This window comes from Leucobacter komagatae, assembly GCF_000834055.1.
Lineage (GTDB): Bacteria > Actinomycetota > Actinomycetes > Actinomycetales > Microbacteriaceae > Leucobacter > Leucobacter komagatae_A.
In genome coordinates, this window is record NZ_JXSQ01000039.1 from 1 (window position 1) to 18,523 (window position 18,523).

At 64.7% G+C, this 18,523-nt stretch carries 12 protein-coding genes, 1 tRNA gene and 2 pseudogenes; 7 read left to right on the plus strand and 8 right to left on the minus strand.

Translation table 11 applies throughout. The features are described from left to right. Positions 1–515: InlB B-repeat-containing protein (locus tag SD72_RS15570; protein WP_042545391.1), on the plus strand; the 515-nt coding region annotated here is incomplete at its 5' end. A gap of 980 nt (positions 516–1,495) precedes the next feature. On the opposite strand, the gene SD72_RS15575 is transcribed toward SD72_RS15570, so the two are convergent. The 8 genes from SD72_RS15575 to SD72_RS15610 all read right to left on the minus strand — a co-directional run bounded on the left by SD72_RS15575 (position 1,496) and on the right by SD72_RS15610 (position 12,464). Next, positions 1,496–3,907: an HAD-IC family P-type ATPase gene (locus SD72_RS15575; protein ID WP_042545392.1), complete on the minus strand. Its 2,412-nt coding sequence runs from the start codon at positions 3,905–3,907 to the stop codon at positions 1,496–1,498. A 198-nt stretch (positions 3,908–4,105) separates the two neighbouring features. Beyond that, a complete protein-coding gene (locus tag SD72_RS15580; protein WP_042545393.1) occupies positions 4,106–4,792 on the minus strand; it encodes a response regulator transcription factor in 687 nt (228 codons plus the stop codon). A 49-nt stretch (positions 4,793–4,841) separates the two neighbouring features. Then, positions 4,842–5,435, minus strand: coding sequence for a hypothetical protein (locus SD72_RS15585; RefSeq protein ID WP_042545394.1), 594 nt, complete (start codon positions 5,433–5,435; stop codon positions 4,842–4,844). A gap of 83 nt (positions 5,436–5,518) precedes the next feature. Continuing rightward, complete coding sequence (locus SD72_RS15590; protein ID WP_052492760.1) at positions 5,519–7,609, minus strand: gamma-glutamyltransferase family protein; 2,091 nt, start codon at positions 7,607–7,609, stop codon at positions 5,519–5,521. Positions 7,610–7,744: 135 nt separating this feature from the next. Further along, positions 7,745–10,345 (minus strand): transglutaminase domain-containing protein, encoded by a 2,601-nt coding sequence (locus SD72_RS15595; RefSeq protein WP_042545395.1) that lies wholly within the window; start codon positions 10,343–10,345, stop codon positions 7,745–7,747. Beyond that, the gene (locus SD72_RS15600; RefSeq protein ID WP_157000639.1) at positions 10,338–11,291 is read right to left on the minus strand and encodes a DUF58 domain-containing protein; all 954 of its coding nucleotides are present in this window, start codon (positions 11,289–11,291) and stop codon (positions 10,338–10,340) included. Before SD72_RS15600 ends, SD72_RS15595 begins: the two co-directional genes overlap by 8 nt. A gap of 7 nt (positions 11,292–11,298) precedes the next feature. Further along, positions 11,299–12,282: an AAA family ATPase gene (locus SD72_RS15605; RefSeq protein ID WP_232299826.1), complete on the minus strand. Its 984-nt coding sequence runs from the start codon at positions 12,280–12,282 to the stop codon at positions 11,299–11,301. Positions 12,283–12,381: 99 nt separating this feature from the next. Then, positions 12,382–12,464, minus strand: a tRNA-Leu gene (locus SD72_RS15610). A 171-nt stretch (positions 12,465–12,635) separates the two neighbouring features. Between SD72_RS15610 and SD72_RS15615 the strand changes: the two genes are divergently transcribed. The 6 genes and pseudogenes from SD72_RS15615 to SD72_RS15640 all read left to right on the plus strand — a co-directional run. After that, positions 12,636–13,385 carry an FhaA domain-containing protein gene (locus tag SD72_RS15615; protein WP_042545397.1) on the plus strand — a complete coding sequence of 250 codons (750 nt, stop codon included), beginning with the start codon at positions 12,636–12,638 and terminating at the stop codon, positions 13,383–13,385. Beyond that, complete coding sequence (locus SD72_RS15620; protein ID WP_042545398.1) at positions 13,382–13,933, plus strand: FHA domain-containing protein FhaB/FipA; 552 nt, start codon at positions 13,382–13,384, stop codon at positions 13,931–13,933. Before SD72_RS15615 ends, SD72_RS15620 begins: the two co-directional genes overlap by 4 nt. A 2-nt stretch (positions 13,934–13,935) precedes the next feature. After that, positions 13,936–15,309, plus strand: a complete 1,374-nt coding sequence (locus SD72_RS15625; protein ID WP_052492761.1) for a PP2C family protein-serine/threonine phosphatase — start codon at positions 13,936–13,938, stop codon at positions 15,307–15,309. Next, positions 15,299–16,703: pseudogene (locus tag SD72_RS15630) on the plus strand (FtsW/RodA/SpoVE family cell cycle protein). Before SD72_RS15625 ends, SD72_RS15630 begins: the two are co-directional and overlap by 11 nt. Next, on the plus strand, positions 16,700–18,187 hold the full coding sequence (locus SD72_RS15635) for a peptidoglycan D,D-transpeptidase FtsI family protein (protein WP_042545399.1): 1,488 nt from the start codon (positions 16,700–16,702) through the stop codon (positions 18,185–18,187). Before SD72_RS15630 ends, SD72_RS15635 begins: the two are co-directional and overlap by 4 nt. Then, positions 18,184–18,390: pseudogene (locus tag SD72_RS15640) on the plus strand (serine/threonine protein kinase); the annotation flags it as partial. The gene SD72_RS15635 and the pseudogene SD72_RS15640, both read left to right, overlap by 4 nt. Positions 18,391–18,523: the final 133 nt, after the last annotated feature.

Here is an 18,523-nt window from a genome sequence, read left to right on the forward strand (position 1 = left end):
GACCGTACCCATCATTGGGGACAGTGACTGCTTTGATCGTGCACTATCCGCAGGAATTCGGGGAGCCACACACCCCTGGCGGATATACGACCCCTCAGTGGCGCGGATACACCACTCAACCCATTAAACCCACCATCAACACGTATACGGTGTCGTTCGACTCTGCTGGCGGCAGCACAGTCGCTGCGGTAACGGCCGAACACGGAAACACGATCACCGCCCCTGCCAAACCAACCCGTGACGGCTACGAGTTCACTGGCTGGTACAGCGACTCCGCCACGACCGCACGGTTCGACTTCGCTACCCCGGTCACCGCCGAGATGACCTTGTACGCCGGATGGAAGGCTGTGCCGATTCCGGGGACCCCACAATCTGCGGACGGTGATGACAGGCTCCCGGCCACAGGCGGCTCTTTCCTGCCGGGTCTGGGGATGGCAGGACTGGCCGCGGTTTTCGCAGGGATCGTCCTGCTGACGCTGCGCCGGGCTGCTCGCACCCAACAGACACGACCTTAAAGCCGCTTCCCTCGGGTCTTGGCTCACACGAACTGATACCGCCCCTGGAGCGGCTACCGCCACACATCCACGCTCGCTCTCAAGCCAATGAACTCCACCGAACCACGTACCGATCATTCGTGTGGGGTCTTCAACGGTCTCTAGACGCACCCGCGCGAGCGAAGAAAGCAGGGAAAATCGTTCGTGGGAAAGAGACCGGCTCGTCATGCACCACGAACGAGGATCAACTCGGCTGAGAACGCTCCGATTCCATAAAATCCTCGCAACTGTGAGGATGCTTGGGGAGCCTCGATCCGCAGTAGGCACTCGGAATCGAGTATCTCTTCAGCCAAGCGTGGGCGATCTCATTGAGCGTCTCGAGCCTTCGCACGGTACGGTCACGGCCAGAGCGAACCACCGTGTCGAGCGGGAATTCATACTCGCTTGGGCAACCACAGGACTCCTTCGTTCGTGGCGTCCGTGCCGTGCCAGGATTGCGGCACACACCAAACGCTCTGACCCCGGTAGCACGGGCCCAGTTATAGCAGCATCCTATCGATTCCCCTAGCCATCGCGCGAGACCCGTACTCGCAGAGACTCTTGGCCGAAGGGATGCCAGACGATAGTTCGAATCAGTGGGGATGGGCCGAAGCTCGTCGGTTGCGACACTCAATGCGGCGATTGAGCAGAACTACGACGACTCCAGACTTGCTCAACTGAGCAAGGTCACCCGCGAGGCACTCTCGCCTGGGTAAGGCGTCCCGATTGTCAGACATGAGAATCCTGAGTGGAGCTGCCTGGGGTAAGGCGTCTGAGTCCACCGGCACGATGCCCTGCGTGGCTGAAGAACGCCGTCGACAGAGCGGGCGAGTTCGTCGATGATTCCACTGCCAGCTTCGTTCGCGCGTATCTCGCCCGCTTCGCTGAGGTCGTGCGCGAGCACCAGCACAGCTGAGTAAGCCGGGTGCGCGGGAAGCTGCCCGCGCAGCCGGCTACTGCGGCTACGACGGCTGCGTGGTCCGTCGCAAGTGCCAAGCCCGCAGGATTTCGACAAGTACGACTCCCGCACCGACGATGAGGAGTACGACAACACCGAGCGGGGCAGGCAGCCACGTGACCTCGAAGAAGTCGCGCACGAAGGGGATCGCCCAGACCAACGCGAGCCCCGCGTACATCGCGAGCACGATGAGCACCCGGAACGGGTGGATCGGTCGCGCGAGCACGGCGAGCACCCAGAGGGCGATGCCAGCGAGCGTAAGGGTCGCCGCCGACTGAATCTCGGTTTCTGTGAACGGCCCGATCGCGTTGGCGACGATATGCAGTGTGAGGATCCCCGCCGTCACGATGAGGCCGGCTGGAATCGCGAACGACAGGGAGCGCGCGAGGAAGCCAGAGCGGTAACGATCAGCGTTCGGCATGAGGGCAAGGAAGAAGGCGGGGATACCGATCGTCAGCCCGTCGGTGATGGATAGCTGTCTAGGGAGGAACGGAAATGCCCATGCCAAGAGACCGAAGATGAGGCCGATCGACAGCGCGTAGGTCGTCTTCGTGAGGAACAGCTTCGAAACTCGCTCGATGTTCGCGATAACGCGCCTACCCTCGGCCACGACGCCGGGGAGCCGTTCGAAACGACCATCGAGCAGCACAATCCGCGCAACCGACTTTGTCGCAGGCGTCGCGGTGTCCATCGCGATACCCAGGTCCGCGTCCTTGATCGCGAGTGCATCGTTCACGCCGTCGCCGGTCATTGCGACAACGTGCCCGTTGCGCTGCAACGCGTGCACCATCGCCCGTTTCTGCTGCGGAGTGACACGGCCAAACACGCGCTCGCGTTCCATCACCTCGGCGAGTTCGCCAAGGTCCTCAGGCAGTGTCCTGGCGTCAACTCCCGCCGTGTGCTCAATACCAACCTCGCGTGCCACGGCAGAGACGGTGCGCGGGTCGTCACCTGAAATGATGCGCACATCGACGCCCTGCTTCGCGAAGTAGGCCATCGTGTCGAGCGCGTCGTCTCGCACCTGCTCACGGAAGCTCAGGATCGCGACGGGGACGAGTCCCCCGGGGAGCTCCGGCCGTTCGCCGGGAACGATCCACTCGGATGAGTGCGCAAGAATGAGCGTTCGGAGCCCTGCCTCGGCGAGCGCTCCGGTGCGGATCAGCGCGGCCTGCGCGGCTGCTGTTTCGGTTTCGGCGAGCACGAACTCTGGCGCCCCAAACACCCACGTTCCCGCGGCGCACGTCTCCCCCTGGCCTGCGGTGGCGAAAGCGCTCCATTTGCGCGATGAATCGAACGGCACCTCTGCGGACACGTCGAGCGTTGGCGCGTCACCGAAAGGCGCCGCGAGGCAGCGCGCCGTCCCGTTCGCCGCCGGATCGGTTCCGAGACGTCCGAGCACCGCCTCCCAACCCGCGACGACGCTGAGCTCTGTCGCAGTGTTGAACACCATGTCGCCCGTGGTCACGGTCCCCGTTTTGTCGAGGCAAAGCGCGTCAACGCGTGCGAGGCCCTCGACTGCGGGAAGCTCTTGAATGAGCACCTGATCGCGGGCAAGTTTGGTCCCACTGACCGCGAACGCGATGCTTGTGATGAGCACGAGCCCCAACGGCACCATCGCGATGACCGCCGCCACCGCGCCGACGGCTGCCTCGCGCCACGCTCCGGACTGGAGCGCTGTCGACCAACCGCCAAACGCCAGCATCTGACCGTTCACTACAACGAGGATGAGTGGGATGAGCGCCCACGAAATCCAGCGCAGGAGGCGGTCAATGCTTCCTCGCAGCTCGGATCGCACGAGCGAGAATTGGCGCGCCTCTACCGTGAGTTTCGCCGCGTAGGAATCGGCGCCGACACCGACGACCTCGGCGAACGCTGTCCCAGACACGACGTTTGAGCCGGAGAGCACCTCGTCGCCCTCGGCCTTGCGGATGGCGTCGGATTCCCCGGTGAGCAGCGACTCGTCGACTTCGATCCCGTTCGGGCCGGCGTGATCAGTCTCCACCACTCGGGCGTCTGCCGTCACCTGATCCCCTGCACGCAACACCAGGATGTCCCCGAGCACCACTCCGGCCGGCGCGATCTCGTGCTCGCTGCCGTCACGCAGCACCCTGGCTGAGGGGGCGTTGAGCACCGCAAGCCGGTCGAGGGTACGCTTCGCGTTGTACTCCTGCACCACTCCGATGACGGTGTTGAAGAGTGCAGGAAGCCCAAAAAGGGCATCTTGCCAGCGTCCCAGCACGAGCAGCAGCGCGAATCCCGTGAACACGATCCCGTTGAAGAGGGTGAAGACATTCGCCGAGAGGATCGCCCAGAGTGATCGCGTCGACCCGTCTGGCGCAGCGTTTCCCTTGCCGTCGCGGAGCCGTTCAGCGGCTTCCGCGCTGCTCAGTCCGCTCCGCGTCTCAACCGGTGCCATTCGTTTCCCCTCGTGTCTACGCCGCCAGGCGCCCGAGGGCGTTCGGAGCAACGGGCGGCAACGCGCCGCCTGGCACCTTCCACTGCACCCGGGCTTCGCGCACGCACGGTTGGCATCCGAGACAAAGGTATACCGTTTCGTGCATGCACGTCTGAGTGCTCGGTGCACTGACGCGATCCAGGGGGTGGCCCCAGGCGATCACGAGTCGATTTCACGCAGCCCGTGCATGAGCCGGTAGCCGACCCCGCGCACCGTGAGAATGAACGGGTCGCGTGCGATCTTGCGTCGAATGGACCCGAGATGCACCTCGAGCGATCGTTTGAACCCACGCCAGTCCGCGCCCCACACCTCCCGAATAATGCGTTCGCTTGGCACGACGACCCCCGGGTACCGCGCAAGGACCGCGATGATGTCGAACTCTTTCGGCGTCACTTCAACGACGGCATCATCGACAACGACCTGGCGTTGCGAGAAGTCAATGCTGACGCCGCCGATCGTTACCCCCTGCCGCGCCCCGGAACTCGGGGAGAGGTAGCCGCGTCTCGCTATCGCTTCGATGCGTGCCATGAGCTCGCGCACGTCGTACGGTTTCACAACGAAGTCGTCCGCGCCAGCTTGGAGCCCACGGATGCGCTCTTCGACGTGGCTTCTCGCCGTGGCAATGATGATGGGAACCCCTGACCGGTCGCGGATCCTTCTGCACACGTGCAAACCGTCCATGTCTGGAAGGCCGAGGTCAAGCAGTACCACCTCAATGTCGGCGGTCAGTGCGTCGAGCGCCGCGGCACCGCATGCCACCCGCTGGGTGACGTGTCCGGCTTTCGTGAGGATCTTCGCGAGCACCGCGGAGACTCGATCATCGTCTTCAACTATGAGGATCTTCACTCAATCACCTTCGAAAGGAGCGGATGCTGCTGCGGGCGCCTGCGGTTCGTCAGGGAACGCGGGAGGCGACGAGGATCGCGTTTTCGTCGATAGCCCCGGTGTGCGGATCAATAATGCAGGTGATGATCACCACTCGACCCTCGTGGTGTTCCCAGATCGCTTGCTCCGCGATTGCGGACTTGTTGATCTCGAGCTTCTCGTCCACCAGGTAGCGGTCGCCGCGAAATTGCAGCGCCTCGCCAACCGACATCGCACGCGCCTCGTCTCCAACGCACTCGCCCGCGTAACAGGCGTGCGCGAGCAGGTAGGTCGTCCCGCCAAACTCCGGGTATCCGTTCTCAGGATCGACCACCTGCCAAAAGTTCTCCCCCTCGTCTGGCGGATCCCAAACAGGCGTGTACGGCATGTACTGCACCGCGCCGATCTCAATGACCGGTCGCGCGTCGTCGGCCGAGTCGGGACGCTCTGGTGTTGCTTCCTGGTGCGTGGGCGCCAGCTCCTCCGATGGTGGCCCCGCGGCTGCGGGCCCACCGAGTAGCCAGCCGCCGAAGACTGCCGCCATTGCTAGCCCACCGAGCAGGAGGATGCCAGCGCCCGCGCACCACGGCCACCGCCGTCTCAGGAACGCTCGAAAGCTCGACATTGCTCAGTTCACCTCTCCAGTGAGGTACGACGGCGGCTCGGCTACGCATGAGCCGCCGTCACCTTCGGTCGTGGTCTTTGGGGTTAAAAGTCGGTTTCCACTCGTTCCGGCTTTCGTGGCGCATTCGGCGCCCCTTCGCCGCCTGGCGTCTCGCTGTCACCGGGAGTGGGCTCGCCGCCCGGGCCTTCCCCTTCCGGCAGCGCCCCGCCGAGCACGATCCCCTCGCGACGCGGGTCTGCGCCACCGGCCCAGCGGCCCTCGCCGGTGCGGATGAGCGCCCCGAGACCCGATCCCTGCGCGCTCACCGAGACGTCGTGTCCTCGCGCGGCAAGGTCGGCAACAATCGCTTGGCCGGCAGGCGTGTCGACGATGGGGTGCCCCGCGTCGATATTCGTGCGCTTGCTGTTCGTCGCGCCGATGTTCGCCATCGACACTGCCTGCTGCGGATCCATACCCCAGTCGACCATGCCGACGATCGTCTTGATCACGAACTGGATGATACTGCCGCCGCCAGGCGACCCAACCGAACCGATCGCCGCGCCGTGCGATCCGTCCTCGGTGAGGGCGTAGAGGATGGTCGGTGCCATCGAGCTCCTCGGGCGCTTATTCGCTTCGATGCGGTTCGCGATGAGCGTCCCCGCTGCGTCGACGGGCTCGCTAGAGAAGTCGGTGAGTTCGTTGTTCAGGAGGAACCCGTCCTTCGACATGTGGAAGCTCCCGAGGCCCGCCTCAATGGTGGTGGTCATTGCGGCAACGTTGCCGAAGGAATCGACGACTGAGATGTGGCTCGTTCCGTTTTCCACACTGTTGTACCGACCAGACGGGTCCCAGCCGGGGAATTCGCCTGGCTTGGCGGTGCCCATGGAAGTCTCCATGTCGATGAGCGCCGCCCGCTGGGCAATGTAGTCGGGCGCGAGAAGCATGTCGGGCGAACCGCCTGGGAGGGGGACGAAGTCTGCGTCTGCGACGTATGCGTCTCGGTCGGAGTATGCGAGCCGCTCCGCCTCGCTGATGAGGTGAATCGCATCCGCGGACGGGATTCCGCCGTCACCTGCCCCGGCCTCAGGGCCGAGTTCAGCGAGTGCAAAGTGCTCGAGGATCTTCAGTGCCTGCGACACCGCAATGCCTCCTGATGAGGGGCTCGACATGCTGCAGACGCCGATGTCGCGGTAGTTGTCGCAGACGGCGGGGCGCTCAACGACCTCGTAGTTCGCGAGGTCAGCGAGCGTCAGCGTTCCCGCGGTCCTGCCGCCGGATGTCGATGCGACCGAGTCAACGATGTTTTGTGCAATGTCCCCGGTGTAGAAGGCATCAGCACCCCCAGCGGTGATCGCACGCAGTGTGTCGGCGTATGGCTGATTCGTGATGACCGAGCCGACCGGGTGCGCCGTCCCCTCGTCGGTGAGGAAGAAGGAGCCCATGTGCTCGTCGCGGAGGATGTTGTCGATGCCTGATGCAAGCTGGCTGCTCAACCGCGGGCCGACGCTAAAGCCAGATTCTGCGAGGCGGATCGCGGCTTTGAACGGCTCTCCCCACTCCTGCGCGCCGTGCTTCTCGTGCAGTGTCTCGAAGAGTCTGACGGTTCCCGGCACCCCGATTGCCCTGCCAGACAGGCGCGTCGAGGGCTGCGGCGCACCTGCGCTCGGGTTGCCTGCTTCGACGTACCGCAGGTAGTCCGGTGTCGCGGCTGATGGTGCGGTCTCGCGGCCGTCATAGGCCGTTGTCTCACCGGTGGAGGCGTCATAGTAGAGCACGAACGCTCCCCCGCCGAGCCCCGACGATTGCGGTTCCACGAGCCCGAGCGCCGCCTGCGCTGCGATGAGCGCATCGGCGGCGGTCCCTCCCGCTTCAAGGGTGCGGCACGCCGCGAGGGTCGCCGTCGGATTCGCGGTGACGGCGCCGAAGTTGGCAAACTCAACGACTTCCATGCCCGAGCGGTACCCCGAGCTCTGTTCGGGGTTCACCGCGATGTCGTCGTCCTCAGTGACGTCGTCGCCCGGCAGGAACGTCTCATCGCCTGCGGGGATGACGCATGACGGCGCTCCGCTGCTTGGGGCAGCGGCATTCGACTGCTCAGCGGAGCCGGTCTGCGCGCAGCCTGTAATCGCGAGGGCGACCGCGAGCAGTCCAGCCCCTCCGGCAAAGGATCGACCGTGTGAAAATTTCTGTTTCATTCGCTCACTAGCCTCGTCGTTAGCCGGGGTGGGACGATTCCCCGGTGACTGTGCGCAACCCGTTGCTACCTCGTTGTAGCGCACCGCCCAGGAACAGTTAATCGGACTTCCCGCCTGCCACCCAGGGCCTTGAGGTTACCTTGAGGATGTTCGCGCGAACACGGATCGGGGCAGCCACCGCGCGCGCGATCTCTCGCTCCGCGCAGCCGCTGTGCGCAACGCAGCAGTGGCGTCTTCGAGTGCCACGAGCAGGTGCGAGCGGCTCGTTTCTTGGGCGGTGTCCGTGCTGCGCGCCGCCTCCGCAGCGGGGGCATAGCGCTCCTCGTTGACCGCGGCGGCGAGCACTGCGGCCCCGCTCACGCTGCGAGCGGATGTCAGCACATCCCGCTCGCGGAGGGCGGCGATCATCGCGTCGGGCGTGCGCGCGGTTGGCCGCTGCGCTGGCCCAGCGGCACCGCTGCCAGGCAACTGCCCGAAGTCGAGGAGGGTGTCCGTAAACTCGGCCCACGCCGCCATTCCCGGGCCGGCTCCCTTCCGGATCATACGGATCCGCCGCACACGCCTGAATAGACGGACGCCGGCTGGGAGCATCCCGAGCAGGAGCACGGTGGCGAAAGCGAGCATCGCTGGCGGGAGCCACCGCACCCCACCGCTGCCACTACCTACCTCGGTCTCGCGCTCGGTGTTGCCGCTCCTCTCCAACTCCTCCGGCGTGAGCTCGCGCACCTCGCCCTGTAGCTCAGGTGTGTCGGCTTCCGCTTGCTCACCCTCGACGGGTTCGGTGTCAACGTCCGCCGCCTCTGGCGAGGTGGCTTCCGCCCGGACGCCAGCGCCACCCGGCGTCGGCTCGTAAGGAACCCACCCAACCCGATCGATGAAGACCTCTGGCCATGCGTGCAGGTCTTTCGCCTTGATGGTCACGGGGCGCTCTGCCTGCGAACGTGACGCGTAACCAACCGCGACCCTCGTTGGCACCCCCATGCTTCGAGCGGCCACAGCGAACGTTGTCGCAAAGTGCACGCAAAACCCCGCGCGTGTTGTGAGGAGTGCGTCCATCACGCTGTAGGGGTCGTCGGGGTCAGCGCCGGGTAGAAACGGGGCCTCCTCGTCGTAGGTGAAACGACTGGACTGCCGGAAGAAGTGCTCGAGTGCGCTCGCCGCGCTCACGCGGTCGATCTCGGCAAACGCGATGCTGTCGCGGAGGTCACGCAGCGACCGCGGGAGCTCGCCCGGCAGCTCGAGATACGGCCGCAGTTCGGCGGGAGCAGCGCTCGCATTGGGATACACCGCGAGGAGTTGCTTCGGGATCCAGCGCAGGGCTGCTCTTGGCGGCGCCCCGCCGCCCGGGAGCACTTCGGCGCGGAATCCGTCTCCAGCACGAGTCATTTGCCCGGCGCTCCGCGCGGTGTTCGCTTCCGCAGCCCACACCCAGTCGTCCAGGGCCAAGGGCCCCCGGTCCTTGCTGACGACTGCCGTCCCAGTGGGAAGCGGGAGCCAGGAGCTTCGCAGGCCAGCGATGGAGACGTCGACAAACTCGCGGCCGTCGTTGTCATAGTCAAACGCAAACGTCGCCCATTCGGGCGAAGCGGGCTCGAATGCGACGAGCTGCCCGGTGTCAGTGGAGAACTTCACCGATCCCGCATCAGTCTGCAACTCGGGCCTTCCCCGTTCGTCGCGCAGCCCACCCGTGAGTTCTTCGAGACCCCCGAGGTCGGGCGTGAGGGACCCTGGCCGCGGCGAAGCGAGCAATCGCTCCTCGCCTACCGTGCGCGCTGCTGGGTCGAGCGCCTCGTCTGGCAGCCAGCTCCCACCCTCGAAGGTGCTGAGTGTAGCCAGCCGAAAGTACAGCGGCTGCACCCGGCTGCTCGTGTGTCTGAGCATGGGGGCCTCGCTGCGAGCAGAGAGCGAACGAGCGAGTTCAATGGTCACGTCGTCGACGTACTCGCCCACGGGCGCAAACTGTGTGGCGTCGTTCCACTTCCGGTCCATGCCAGCCGGCACAATCGCGAGGGTTCCAGCGCTGAGCGCCACGGCGCACGCCGCAGCAACGCCGCCCGCGATACTCACGCGCGGTGAAGCAAGCCACATCACTACGGCGAGCAGCACCCCAGCAACGAGCAAGCTCACGGCGCCAAGCCGCTCACTCATCACCATTGGAACGGCGAGCATGGGGAGCGCGATGACCAGTGCAGCGCTCACCGCTTGCGGCATGCCAACTGCGCTCTGCCGACCCGGAGCTGCCTGGCGCACCGGCCTCGCCTGTGCCGCCCACGTTGCCCGTCCGGCGCTCGTGAGCACGAGCATGGCCAGCAGGCTCCATGCGCTCACGGCAATAAGGATGAGGTCTTGCAGATAGCCACTCGGCGCTATCGGGGCAATGCCACGAAGAATCTCGTCGAACACCTGCCTGAGCACCGCCCCCGGCTCGGTACTCCAGCGCTGGATGCGACCCGTCCCCGCCGCGCTCGACAACCCGATGACCGCGCCAACCGCCGCTGGGGCGAGCACCACGACCGCCGCTCGGGCCGAACGAAAAGCGGCGAGGATGCAGGTGAGCACCGTCACCGTCGTCGTGATTACTACAGCGGCGACCCACCAGGATCCCTGTTCGACAATGCTCGTCCACGCAGTCAACGCAACCACCCAGAGTGCACTGAGCGCGACCGCGAGGGCACCGATCCGGAGTCGCAGAGCGCGAGTGGGCTGGCGGCGAGCCGCGGTCGTGCGGTCAGTCATCTGCGGCCGCCTGATCACCGTCGAGCTGCACGACCGCGAGCCGCCGCATGAGTCCCGCCGCGGTGGTGAACACTTCCGGCTCGGCATTTCCTGCGCGCAATCTCACGGCGTTTCCAACGCTGATCTGGCGCGCTCCGGCCGTCGCTGCGGCAGAAACAGCGTGCTCGAACTGGTCGGCCGACACATACGCCGCTGACGCGGTAACGAGGTACACGTCCGCGACCCGCTGCGATTCTTTCTCGGGCAGGCGCACGAACAGTGAGCGCTGGCGGGCGCTCTGCTTCCAATGCACCTGCCGCACCGAATCTCCAGCTCGGTACTCGCGAATGTCCGCGCCCGGCTCACCAACGTCACCAGCAGCTACCGTCACCACCGGCCCGTGTCCACTCGCCTGCGCCGCTGCCAGGGCGACACCGTCGGCTCGCGCAAGGAGTTTTGGCACGACGAGCACGTCTGCTGTCGCGCCAAGGGTGACCCTGCGACGCACCAACCCGAGCGGGTCCTCACACTCGAGCGAGACGAGCCGCACCGTTGCGTGGCCTCGTCTCGCGAACCGCACGCTCAGCTGAGACGACGCAACCGCACCCTTGGCCAGCAGCCGCGAGCCGTCTAGCACGGCGAGGGTCTCGTGTCGGGTCTCCTCGTGACCGCCTCCAGTCACCCAGTGCGCGTTCGTCACCGTGACGGGAGCAAGCCCCAGCCGCACACTCGCCCGTGCGGTGTGCTCGTGCCCTACTGCGGTCGTCGCCGCAATCTGTCGCAGGAGGGGCGCCTGTGCGGCGCCCCCTGGCACGCGCACCATAGCTGCGATCGCTGCCGCAATAAGCAGGCACGCGGCGAGGAACACGACGACGTATCCGAGGTCGCGCAAGCCGAGGATGCCCCACGCGGCCGCGAGGATCGCGGTCGTGATCAGCAGGGTCACCCCTCGTCGAGTCAGCGACACAGCCAACTCATTCCAATCTGGTGCTCGCTAGTACCTCGGCCATGATCTCCTTCACCGCGGCAGCAGCGTCTCGCTGACCCTCAAAATAGCCAAGGGGGAGCAGCCTGTGGGCGAGCACGGGAGTGGCGAGTTGCGCAATATCCTCAGCAGTGACGTACGTGCGTCCGAGTAGCAGCGCGCGGGCTCGCGCCATGCGCGCAAGGTGCAGCGACGCTCGCGGGCTCGCGCCGAGTGCTAGCGCAGGGTGTGTCCGCGTTGCGGTGACAATGGCCACCAGGTAGCTCGCGGCAGCGGCAGACAGGTGGATCTCATTCACCGCGCGCTGCGCGCGCAACACGTCTTCGACGCTCGCGACAGGTGTGATCGCGCCAACCGGGTCACGGTGTGATCGCCGCTCGAGCATGGCGATCTCCGCAGCGGCGGCGGGATAACCGAGCGAGATGCGCGCCATAAATCGATCCCGTTGCGCCTCCGGCAGCGGGAACGTCCCCTCCATGTCCCCCGGGTTCTGCGTCGCAACGACAAGGAAAAGCTCTGGCAGCTGCCTGGTCGCACCGTCCATGGTGACGGCCCGCTCAGCCATCGCTTCGAGGAGCGCGGACTGCGTCTTCGGGGTGGCCCGGTTGATCTCGTCGCCGATCACGATATTGCTGAAGATTGGTCCCGGGTGAAACGTGAACTCGTGCGTGTCTTGGTGGTAGATCGAGAGCCCCGTGACGTCTGCAGGGAGCATGTCGGAGGTGAATTGGAGCCGGCGAACAGTCGCGTCGATGGAGCGGCCCAGAGCGGCCGCGAGCGTCGTTTTGCCAACGCCAGGCACGTCTTCGATGAGCAGGTGTCCCCCGGCGAACAGCGTCGTGAGGGCCGCTTCGACCGCCGCGCGGGAATCGCTCATGGCTTCGCACACGGAGCGAGTGATGCGATCAGCGAGCTCAACGGAAAACTCCACTGTTTCCGCGGCGATCGGCATCGACTCCATGCGAACAACCATAGCGGGAGGACACACAACAGCGGGCCGGATCCCTCAGGAATCCGGCCCGCTGCATCGTCACAGAAACACTGTGACTCAATTTGTGAAACTTCTTACTCGTGCGCAAGGGGGGACTTGAACCCCCACGCCCTTGCGGGCACTGGCACCTGAAGCCAGCGCGTCTACCATTCCGCCACTTGCGCGAGTTTGCCGCCTACGCGATGAATAACGCGGACAACTCGTATAGCTTAGCAGCACACAGTAATCCAAGACAAAGTGGTTACACTTATGGTCACTTGGCTGCGCTGCCAATTCACTGTGCTGCGCGGTTTCGCGGGCATTCCGCGCGTGACAAAAATGAAAGGAGTAGGGACATGGGATTCCTCGACAGCGTCGAACGCTCGCTTGAGCGCGCCGTGAACGGCGCCTTCGCTCGCACGTTCCGCTCCGGAGTGCAGCCGGTTGAGATTGGCTCAGCCCTGAAGCGCGAACTCGATATTGGTGCCGTCGTTGTTGACCGCGACCGTGTACTCGCGCCCAACCGGTTCGTCGTGCGCGTGTCGGAGCAGGACGCCGAGCGTCTCCTCAGGCTGGGCGAAACGCTCGAAGGCGAACTGCGAGGCATCGTACGCAAGCATGCCGCGCGACAGAACTACCAATTCCTCGGCGAACCAGACGTGGAAATTCGCGCAGACGGATCTCTCACTGGCGGCGTGTTGCAGGTCGACGCGACACAGGTTGAGGGCACCGTCGACTGGGTTGCGACAATCGATGTCGACGGCCAGCGGCACGAACTCTCGCGCGGAGTGACCGTTGTTGGTCGCGGCTCAGACTGCGGGATCCGCATCACCGACAACGGGGCATCGCGGAAGCACCTCGAAATCTTGTGGGACGGTAAAGCGGCGCTCGCGCGAGACCTCGGGTCAACAAACGGCTCAAAGATCGAGGGGCAGCGCTTCCGCGAGGCTCGCCTGCAACCGGGCAGCGTCATCATGATCGGACAGACTGCGCTACGCTTCCAACTGGTGCCCGGCCGAAATGCGGCACCGAGACAGAGCTCCTCAGGGAGCTCGACGACTCGCGACTCCGCCGCGGTCGACCAAGATTTTTGGGGGGCACTGTGAGCGAACTTACCCTGCTCATCATGCGCATCGGCTTCCTGCTGCTGCTCTGGTTCTTCATCTTCTCGATCCTCTATGCGCTCCGCAGCGACCTGTTCGGCGCACCGGCGAGGAAGCTGCGAACCGAAGGTCCAACCGTTCAGCCTTCTCCGAGTGGGGCAACGCAGCCCGCCGTGCCGCAGCACACCGCACCGCGAGCCGCGCAGCCCCCAGTGATCACGCCATCCGGGGGGATGCTCCCCTCAGCCGCAGCCTCAGGGCCGGCGCGATCCCTCGTCATTACTTCGGGAGTTGCGACAGGTACCGCGATCCCGCTCGACGAAGACTTCGTCACCATCGGGCGCAGCTCGGACTCGACTCTCGTCATCGTTGACGAATACACATCGACCTACCACGCGCGGCTAGCCCGCACGGGAGACACCTGGACGCTCACCGACCTCGACTCAACAAACGGCACTCTGCTCAACGGTGACAAAGTGCGCACATCAATGACTGTTCCCCTGTTCACGCCGGTCACCATCGGCAAGACGACCTTTGAGCTGAGGCCGTAGGCGTGTCACACGGGTATGCGAGCGCGGTTGCCTCCCACGTCGGCATGGTGCGCGCGAACAACCAGGACTCCGGGTACGCGGGCGACTACCTGTTCCTCGTTGCCGACGGCATGGGCGGCCACGCCGGTGGTGACGTCGCCTCAGCCCTTGTCACTCGCGACATCGCAAAACTCGACGAGGCGCCGACCGGCACCCCAGAGGAGTCCGCTGAGCGGCTGCGCAGCTCGCTGCTCACGGCCAACACGATGCTGCGCGACACGGTTAAAGACCACCACGAGCTCGCTGGATTGGGGACCACGTTCGTTGGCTTCCTCACCGTAGACGACCAGCTCGCGCTCGCCCACATTGGGGACTCGCGTCTCTACCTGTTCCGCGATGGTGACCTACGCCAGGTGACGAAGGACCACACATTCGTTCAACGCCTCGTAGACAGCGGCAGGATCACCGAAGAAGAAGCGCAGTTCCACCCGCGTCGCTCGGTGCTCATGCGGGTGCTCGGTGACGTCGAGGCGTCGCCAGAGATCGACACTATGGTGCTCGATACCCGCCCAGACGACATCTGGTTGCTCTGCTCAGACGGACTGTGCGGCTACGTAGGCGACGACGATATCGAGAAGATCTTGCGCCGCAGGCGCAGCCTCCAGGGCGCCGTGGACGACCTCATCGACAAGAGCCTCTCGCACGGTGCTCCCGACAACGTCACCGTCGTGCTCGTCGAGCGGACGCCGACGGCCCAGCTCGACGACGACGCCCTTGAGGCCCCCGCGAGCGCGCAGCGCCCAGGCGACACTCTCGAGATCGGCGGGCGGCTGTTCGAGGACGACCCGTTCCCCATGCACGGCGACGTTACGGAGGAGCCAACCGGCGCGCGGAACCCCCGCTTCGTTGGTTCGGCGGCGAACGCGCCGCTCCTGCGAGACGGAACGACGCACACCGCGCGGACCCGCCTCGCGAACCGCAGAAGGATCCGACGCGTCCCAGCGGTCGAGGAAAGCCACTTCGAGGCGCGCGCAGACGAATACCTCGCTGAACTGCTCGCCGAGACCCGGCGCAGCAACCGGCGGCGTCGGGCGATGTGGCTACTCGGTGTTGTGGCGGTGCTTGCGGCGCTATGCGGCGCGCTCGTGTTTGGGTACCAGTGGACGCAGACCCGCTACTTCGTCGGCACCGACGGTGACGCCGTGATCATCTACCAGGGCGTGCATCAGGACCTCGGGTCGTTCTCGTTGTACTCCGTCGCGGAGCACACCGGGATCCCGCTCGACGCGCTTGACGGCCTCGAGCGGCGCACCATTGAGCGCACGCTCGGTGCCGGGTCGCTCAAGGAGGCACGAGAGATCGTGAACCGCCTCGGGGACGTGCAAGATGGCGAATAAGAAGAACGCGGAGCCGCGGAGCTTCGAGAAGAACCGTACAAGCGAAACCGTGTTGCAGCGGATCACCGCGATCCGCGCGCCACGCAAGCTGCGCACGCTCGAGACCGCGCTGCTCATTTTCGCCCTCGCCATCGGGATCGCCGCCGTCGTCACAATCGACCTCACGCTGCAGCAGAAGGTCACGATGACGCTTTTGCCGACGGGGCTCGCGTTCGTGGTCGCGGTGTTTGCTCTGCACCTGCTCGTGCGGCGCATCGCCCCGGATTCCGATCCGCTCATCATGCCAATCGCCGTCATGCTGAACTCCATTGGCGTGGCGATGATCTACCGCCTTGATCTTGCCTACGGCCTCACGGGTTGGGGTGCCACGAGTGTGCGCCAGCTGCTCTGGTCGACCGTCGCGATCGTGGTCGCCGGGATCGTGCTCCTCGTCGTGAAGAACCATCTGGTGCTCTACCGGTACACCTACCTCTTCGGGCTTGGGGCGCTCGTGCTGCTGCTCGTGCCAATGCTCCCGTTCATCGGGCAGGAAATCAACGGTGCACGGGTGTGGATCCACATCGGCTCCTTCTCCTTCCAGCCAGGTGAAATTGCGAAGATCTTCCTCGCGATCTTCTTCGCCGGCTACCTCGTGCGCAACCGCGATGCGCTCTCGATGGTCGGGAAGAAGTTCGCCGGAATCCGTTTCCCCCGCGGCGCGCGACCTCGGGCCGCTGCTCGCCTTCTGGCTCATTGCGATGGCCGTCCTCGTCTTCCAGCGCGACCTCGGCACCTCGCTGCTCTACTTCGGTCTTTTCTTGTCGATGCTGTACCTCGCGACCGGACGCATCGGCTGGGTCGTGCTCGGCGTTGGGCTCTTCCTCGTCGGGGGCATTGTTGCCAGCCAGACGCTGCCGTACGTGCAGCGCCGGTTCGCGAACTGGCTCGACCCGTTCGCTGACCCGTACGACGCTGGCCTGCAAATGGTGCAGGGGCTATTTGGTATGGCGAACGGCGGCATGACGGGCACCGGGCTCGGCCAGGGCTACCCGCAGGACACTCCCGTCGCCGCGAGCGACTACATCCTCCCGTCAATCGGCGAGGAGCTCGGGCTCATCGGGTTGTTTGTCGTGCTGGCCGCCTACCTCCTCCTCGTTGGCCGCGCGCTCCGAATCGGTTTCGCCGGCCAGGACGACTTCGGGAAGCTGCTCGCGGCCGGGTTTGGTTTCGCCATTGCGCTGCAGGTCTTCGTTGTCGCCGGCGGCGTGACGCGGGTCATCCCGCTCACCGGCCTGACCGCACCGTTCCTCGCCGCCGGCGGCTCCTCGCTGGTGTCGAACTGGATCATCGTCGTGCTGCTGCTGCTCCTCTCAAATTCCGTGCGCAACCGGCCGAAGTTGGTGATCCGCTCATGAACAAGCAACTCAAGTTCCTTTCTCGGGCGGTGTTCGCCATGTTCCTCGTGCTGTTCTTCTCGGTAACCATGATCCAGTTCGTGAGCGCAGACGACCTCCGCAGCAATCCGCTCAACCAGCGGACCATCAAGAACGGTTACAAGGTTGAGCGCGGCTCGATCATTGTCGAGGGCGACCCGATCGCGTTCTCCACGCCGACGAACGACACGTACCGTTACCTCAGGGGCTACGACCCCGGCGCACTCTACGCGCCAGTCACCGGACATTACTCGCGCCAGCAGGGTATGACGGGGCTCGAGGCCGCGATGAATAAGGAGCTGTCGGGCAACACCGACGCGCAGTTCTTCACGCGCATCCAAAACACGCTCAACGGCGTCAAGCCGCAGGGCAGCTCGATCGATACCTCGATCAATGCGAAGGCCCAGCAGGCGGCGTATGACGCGATGCAGGAGTTCTCATTCGATGGTGCTGTCGTCGCCATCGAACCAAAGACCGGTCGCATCCTCGCGCTCGTGTCAACGCCAAGCTACGACCCCAATCTGCTGTCAATGAACAACGACAGCGAGATCATCAAGAACTACGACACGCTGAACGCTGAAGAAGTCCAGCCGCTCATCAATCGCGCGATCGCCGGTTCCCTCTACCATCCTGGGTCGGTCTACAAGCTGGTGACGGCGGCAGCGGCCATCGAAAGCGGAGCGGCGACCCCGTCAACGGAATTCGCGAACCCGGCAAGCCTCACCCTTCCGCAGTCGAGCTCGGTGATGCGCAACTCGGACCAGCAGACCTGCGGCTCAGGGTCGAAGGCGTCGCTCGAAACCTCGATCGTGTACTCGTGCAACATCCCCATCGCAGAGATGGCGATGGACATGGATCGCAACGAGGTGCCAGACATGGCGCGCGCTTTCGGTTTCGAGCAAGAGATCACCATCCCGATGGAGGTCACGCCGAGCGTTGCTCCCGAGCCGATCGACAAGGCCCAGGTCGCCCTGTCCTCCATCGGCCAGCTCGACGTGCGCACCACGCCACTGCAGGTTGCCATGGTCTCCGCGGCGATCGCCAATGGCGGCAAGCTCATGGCTCCGCAACTCGTCGATCGGGTGATTTCTCCCGATCTCCGAGTGGAGCACGAGTACAAGCCAGAGGTGATGAATGAGCCAATTTCTAAGGAGACGGCTCAGGCAATTGCTGGGATGATGGAGAAGGGAGTCTCCGATCCGACAGGATTTGCGCGCCTCTCAGCTATCGATGGCGTCCGAGTTGCCGGCAAGACTGGTACGGCACAAAACGGTATAGACGCCAACGGGAACGATCTTCCCTATACCCTTTGGTATACGGGCTTTGCGCCAGTGGACGATCCTGAAGTGGCCGTCGCTGTCGTTATCGCCAACGGGGGCGGATCGAGCTTTGATTTTCAGGGAGGTTCATATGATCTCCCCACGGTTGTTGGAAAACGAGTCATGGAAGCGGTGTTGAACGGATGAGACCATCGGCAGGGATCACATTCGGCGGGCGCTACGAGCTGAGCTCCCGCATCGCAGTCGGCGGCATGGGCGAGGTCTGGAAGGCGAGCGACAGCATCATTGGTCGTACCGTCGCGATCAAGATCCTCAAAGACGAATACATGGGCGACCCCGGCTTCCTCGAGCGCTTCCGCGCTGAGGCACGCCACGCTGCCCTCGTCAACCGTGGGGAGATCATATGAACCTCCCTGAAAATCAAAGCTCGATCCGCCCCCGTTGGCGATAACGACAGCGACGGCCACTTCAGGATCGTCCACTGGCGCAAAGCCGTATACCAAAGGTATAGAAGATCGTTCC

Excerpts from the sequence above, each read along its gene's own strand:
- SD72_RS15575 (WP_042545392.1), bottom strand. The coding sequence starts at position 3,907 with ATGGCACCGGTTGAGACGCGGAGCGGACTGAGCAGCGCGGAAGCCGCT.
- SD72_RS15585 (WP_042545394.1), bottom strand. The coding sequence starts at position 5,435 with ATGTCGAGCTTTCGAGCGTTCCTGAGACGGCGGTGGCCGTGGTGCGCG.
- SD72_RS15590 (WP_052492760.1), bottom strand. The coding sequence starts at position 7,609 with ATGAAACAGAAATTTTCACACGGTCGATCCTTTGCCGGAGGGGCTGGA.
- SD72_RS15595 (WP_042545395.1), bottom strand. The coding sequence starts at position 10,345 with ATGACTGACCGCACGACCGCGGCTCGCCGCCAGCCCACTCGCGCTCTG.
- SD72_RS15605 (WP_232299826.1), bottom strand. The coding sequence starts at position 12,282 with ATGGTTGTTCGCATGGAGTCGATGCCGATCGCCGCGGAAACAGTGGAG.
- SD72_RS15615 (WP_042545397.1), top strand. The coding sequence starts at position 12,636 with ATGGGATTCCTCGACAGCGTCGAACGCTCGCTTGAGCGCGCCGTGAAC.
- SD72_RS15635 (WP_042545399.1), top strand. The coding sequence starts at position 16,700 with ATGAACAAGCAACTCAAGTTCCTTTCTCGGGCGGTGTTCGCCATGTTC.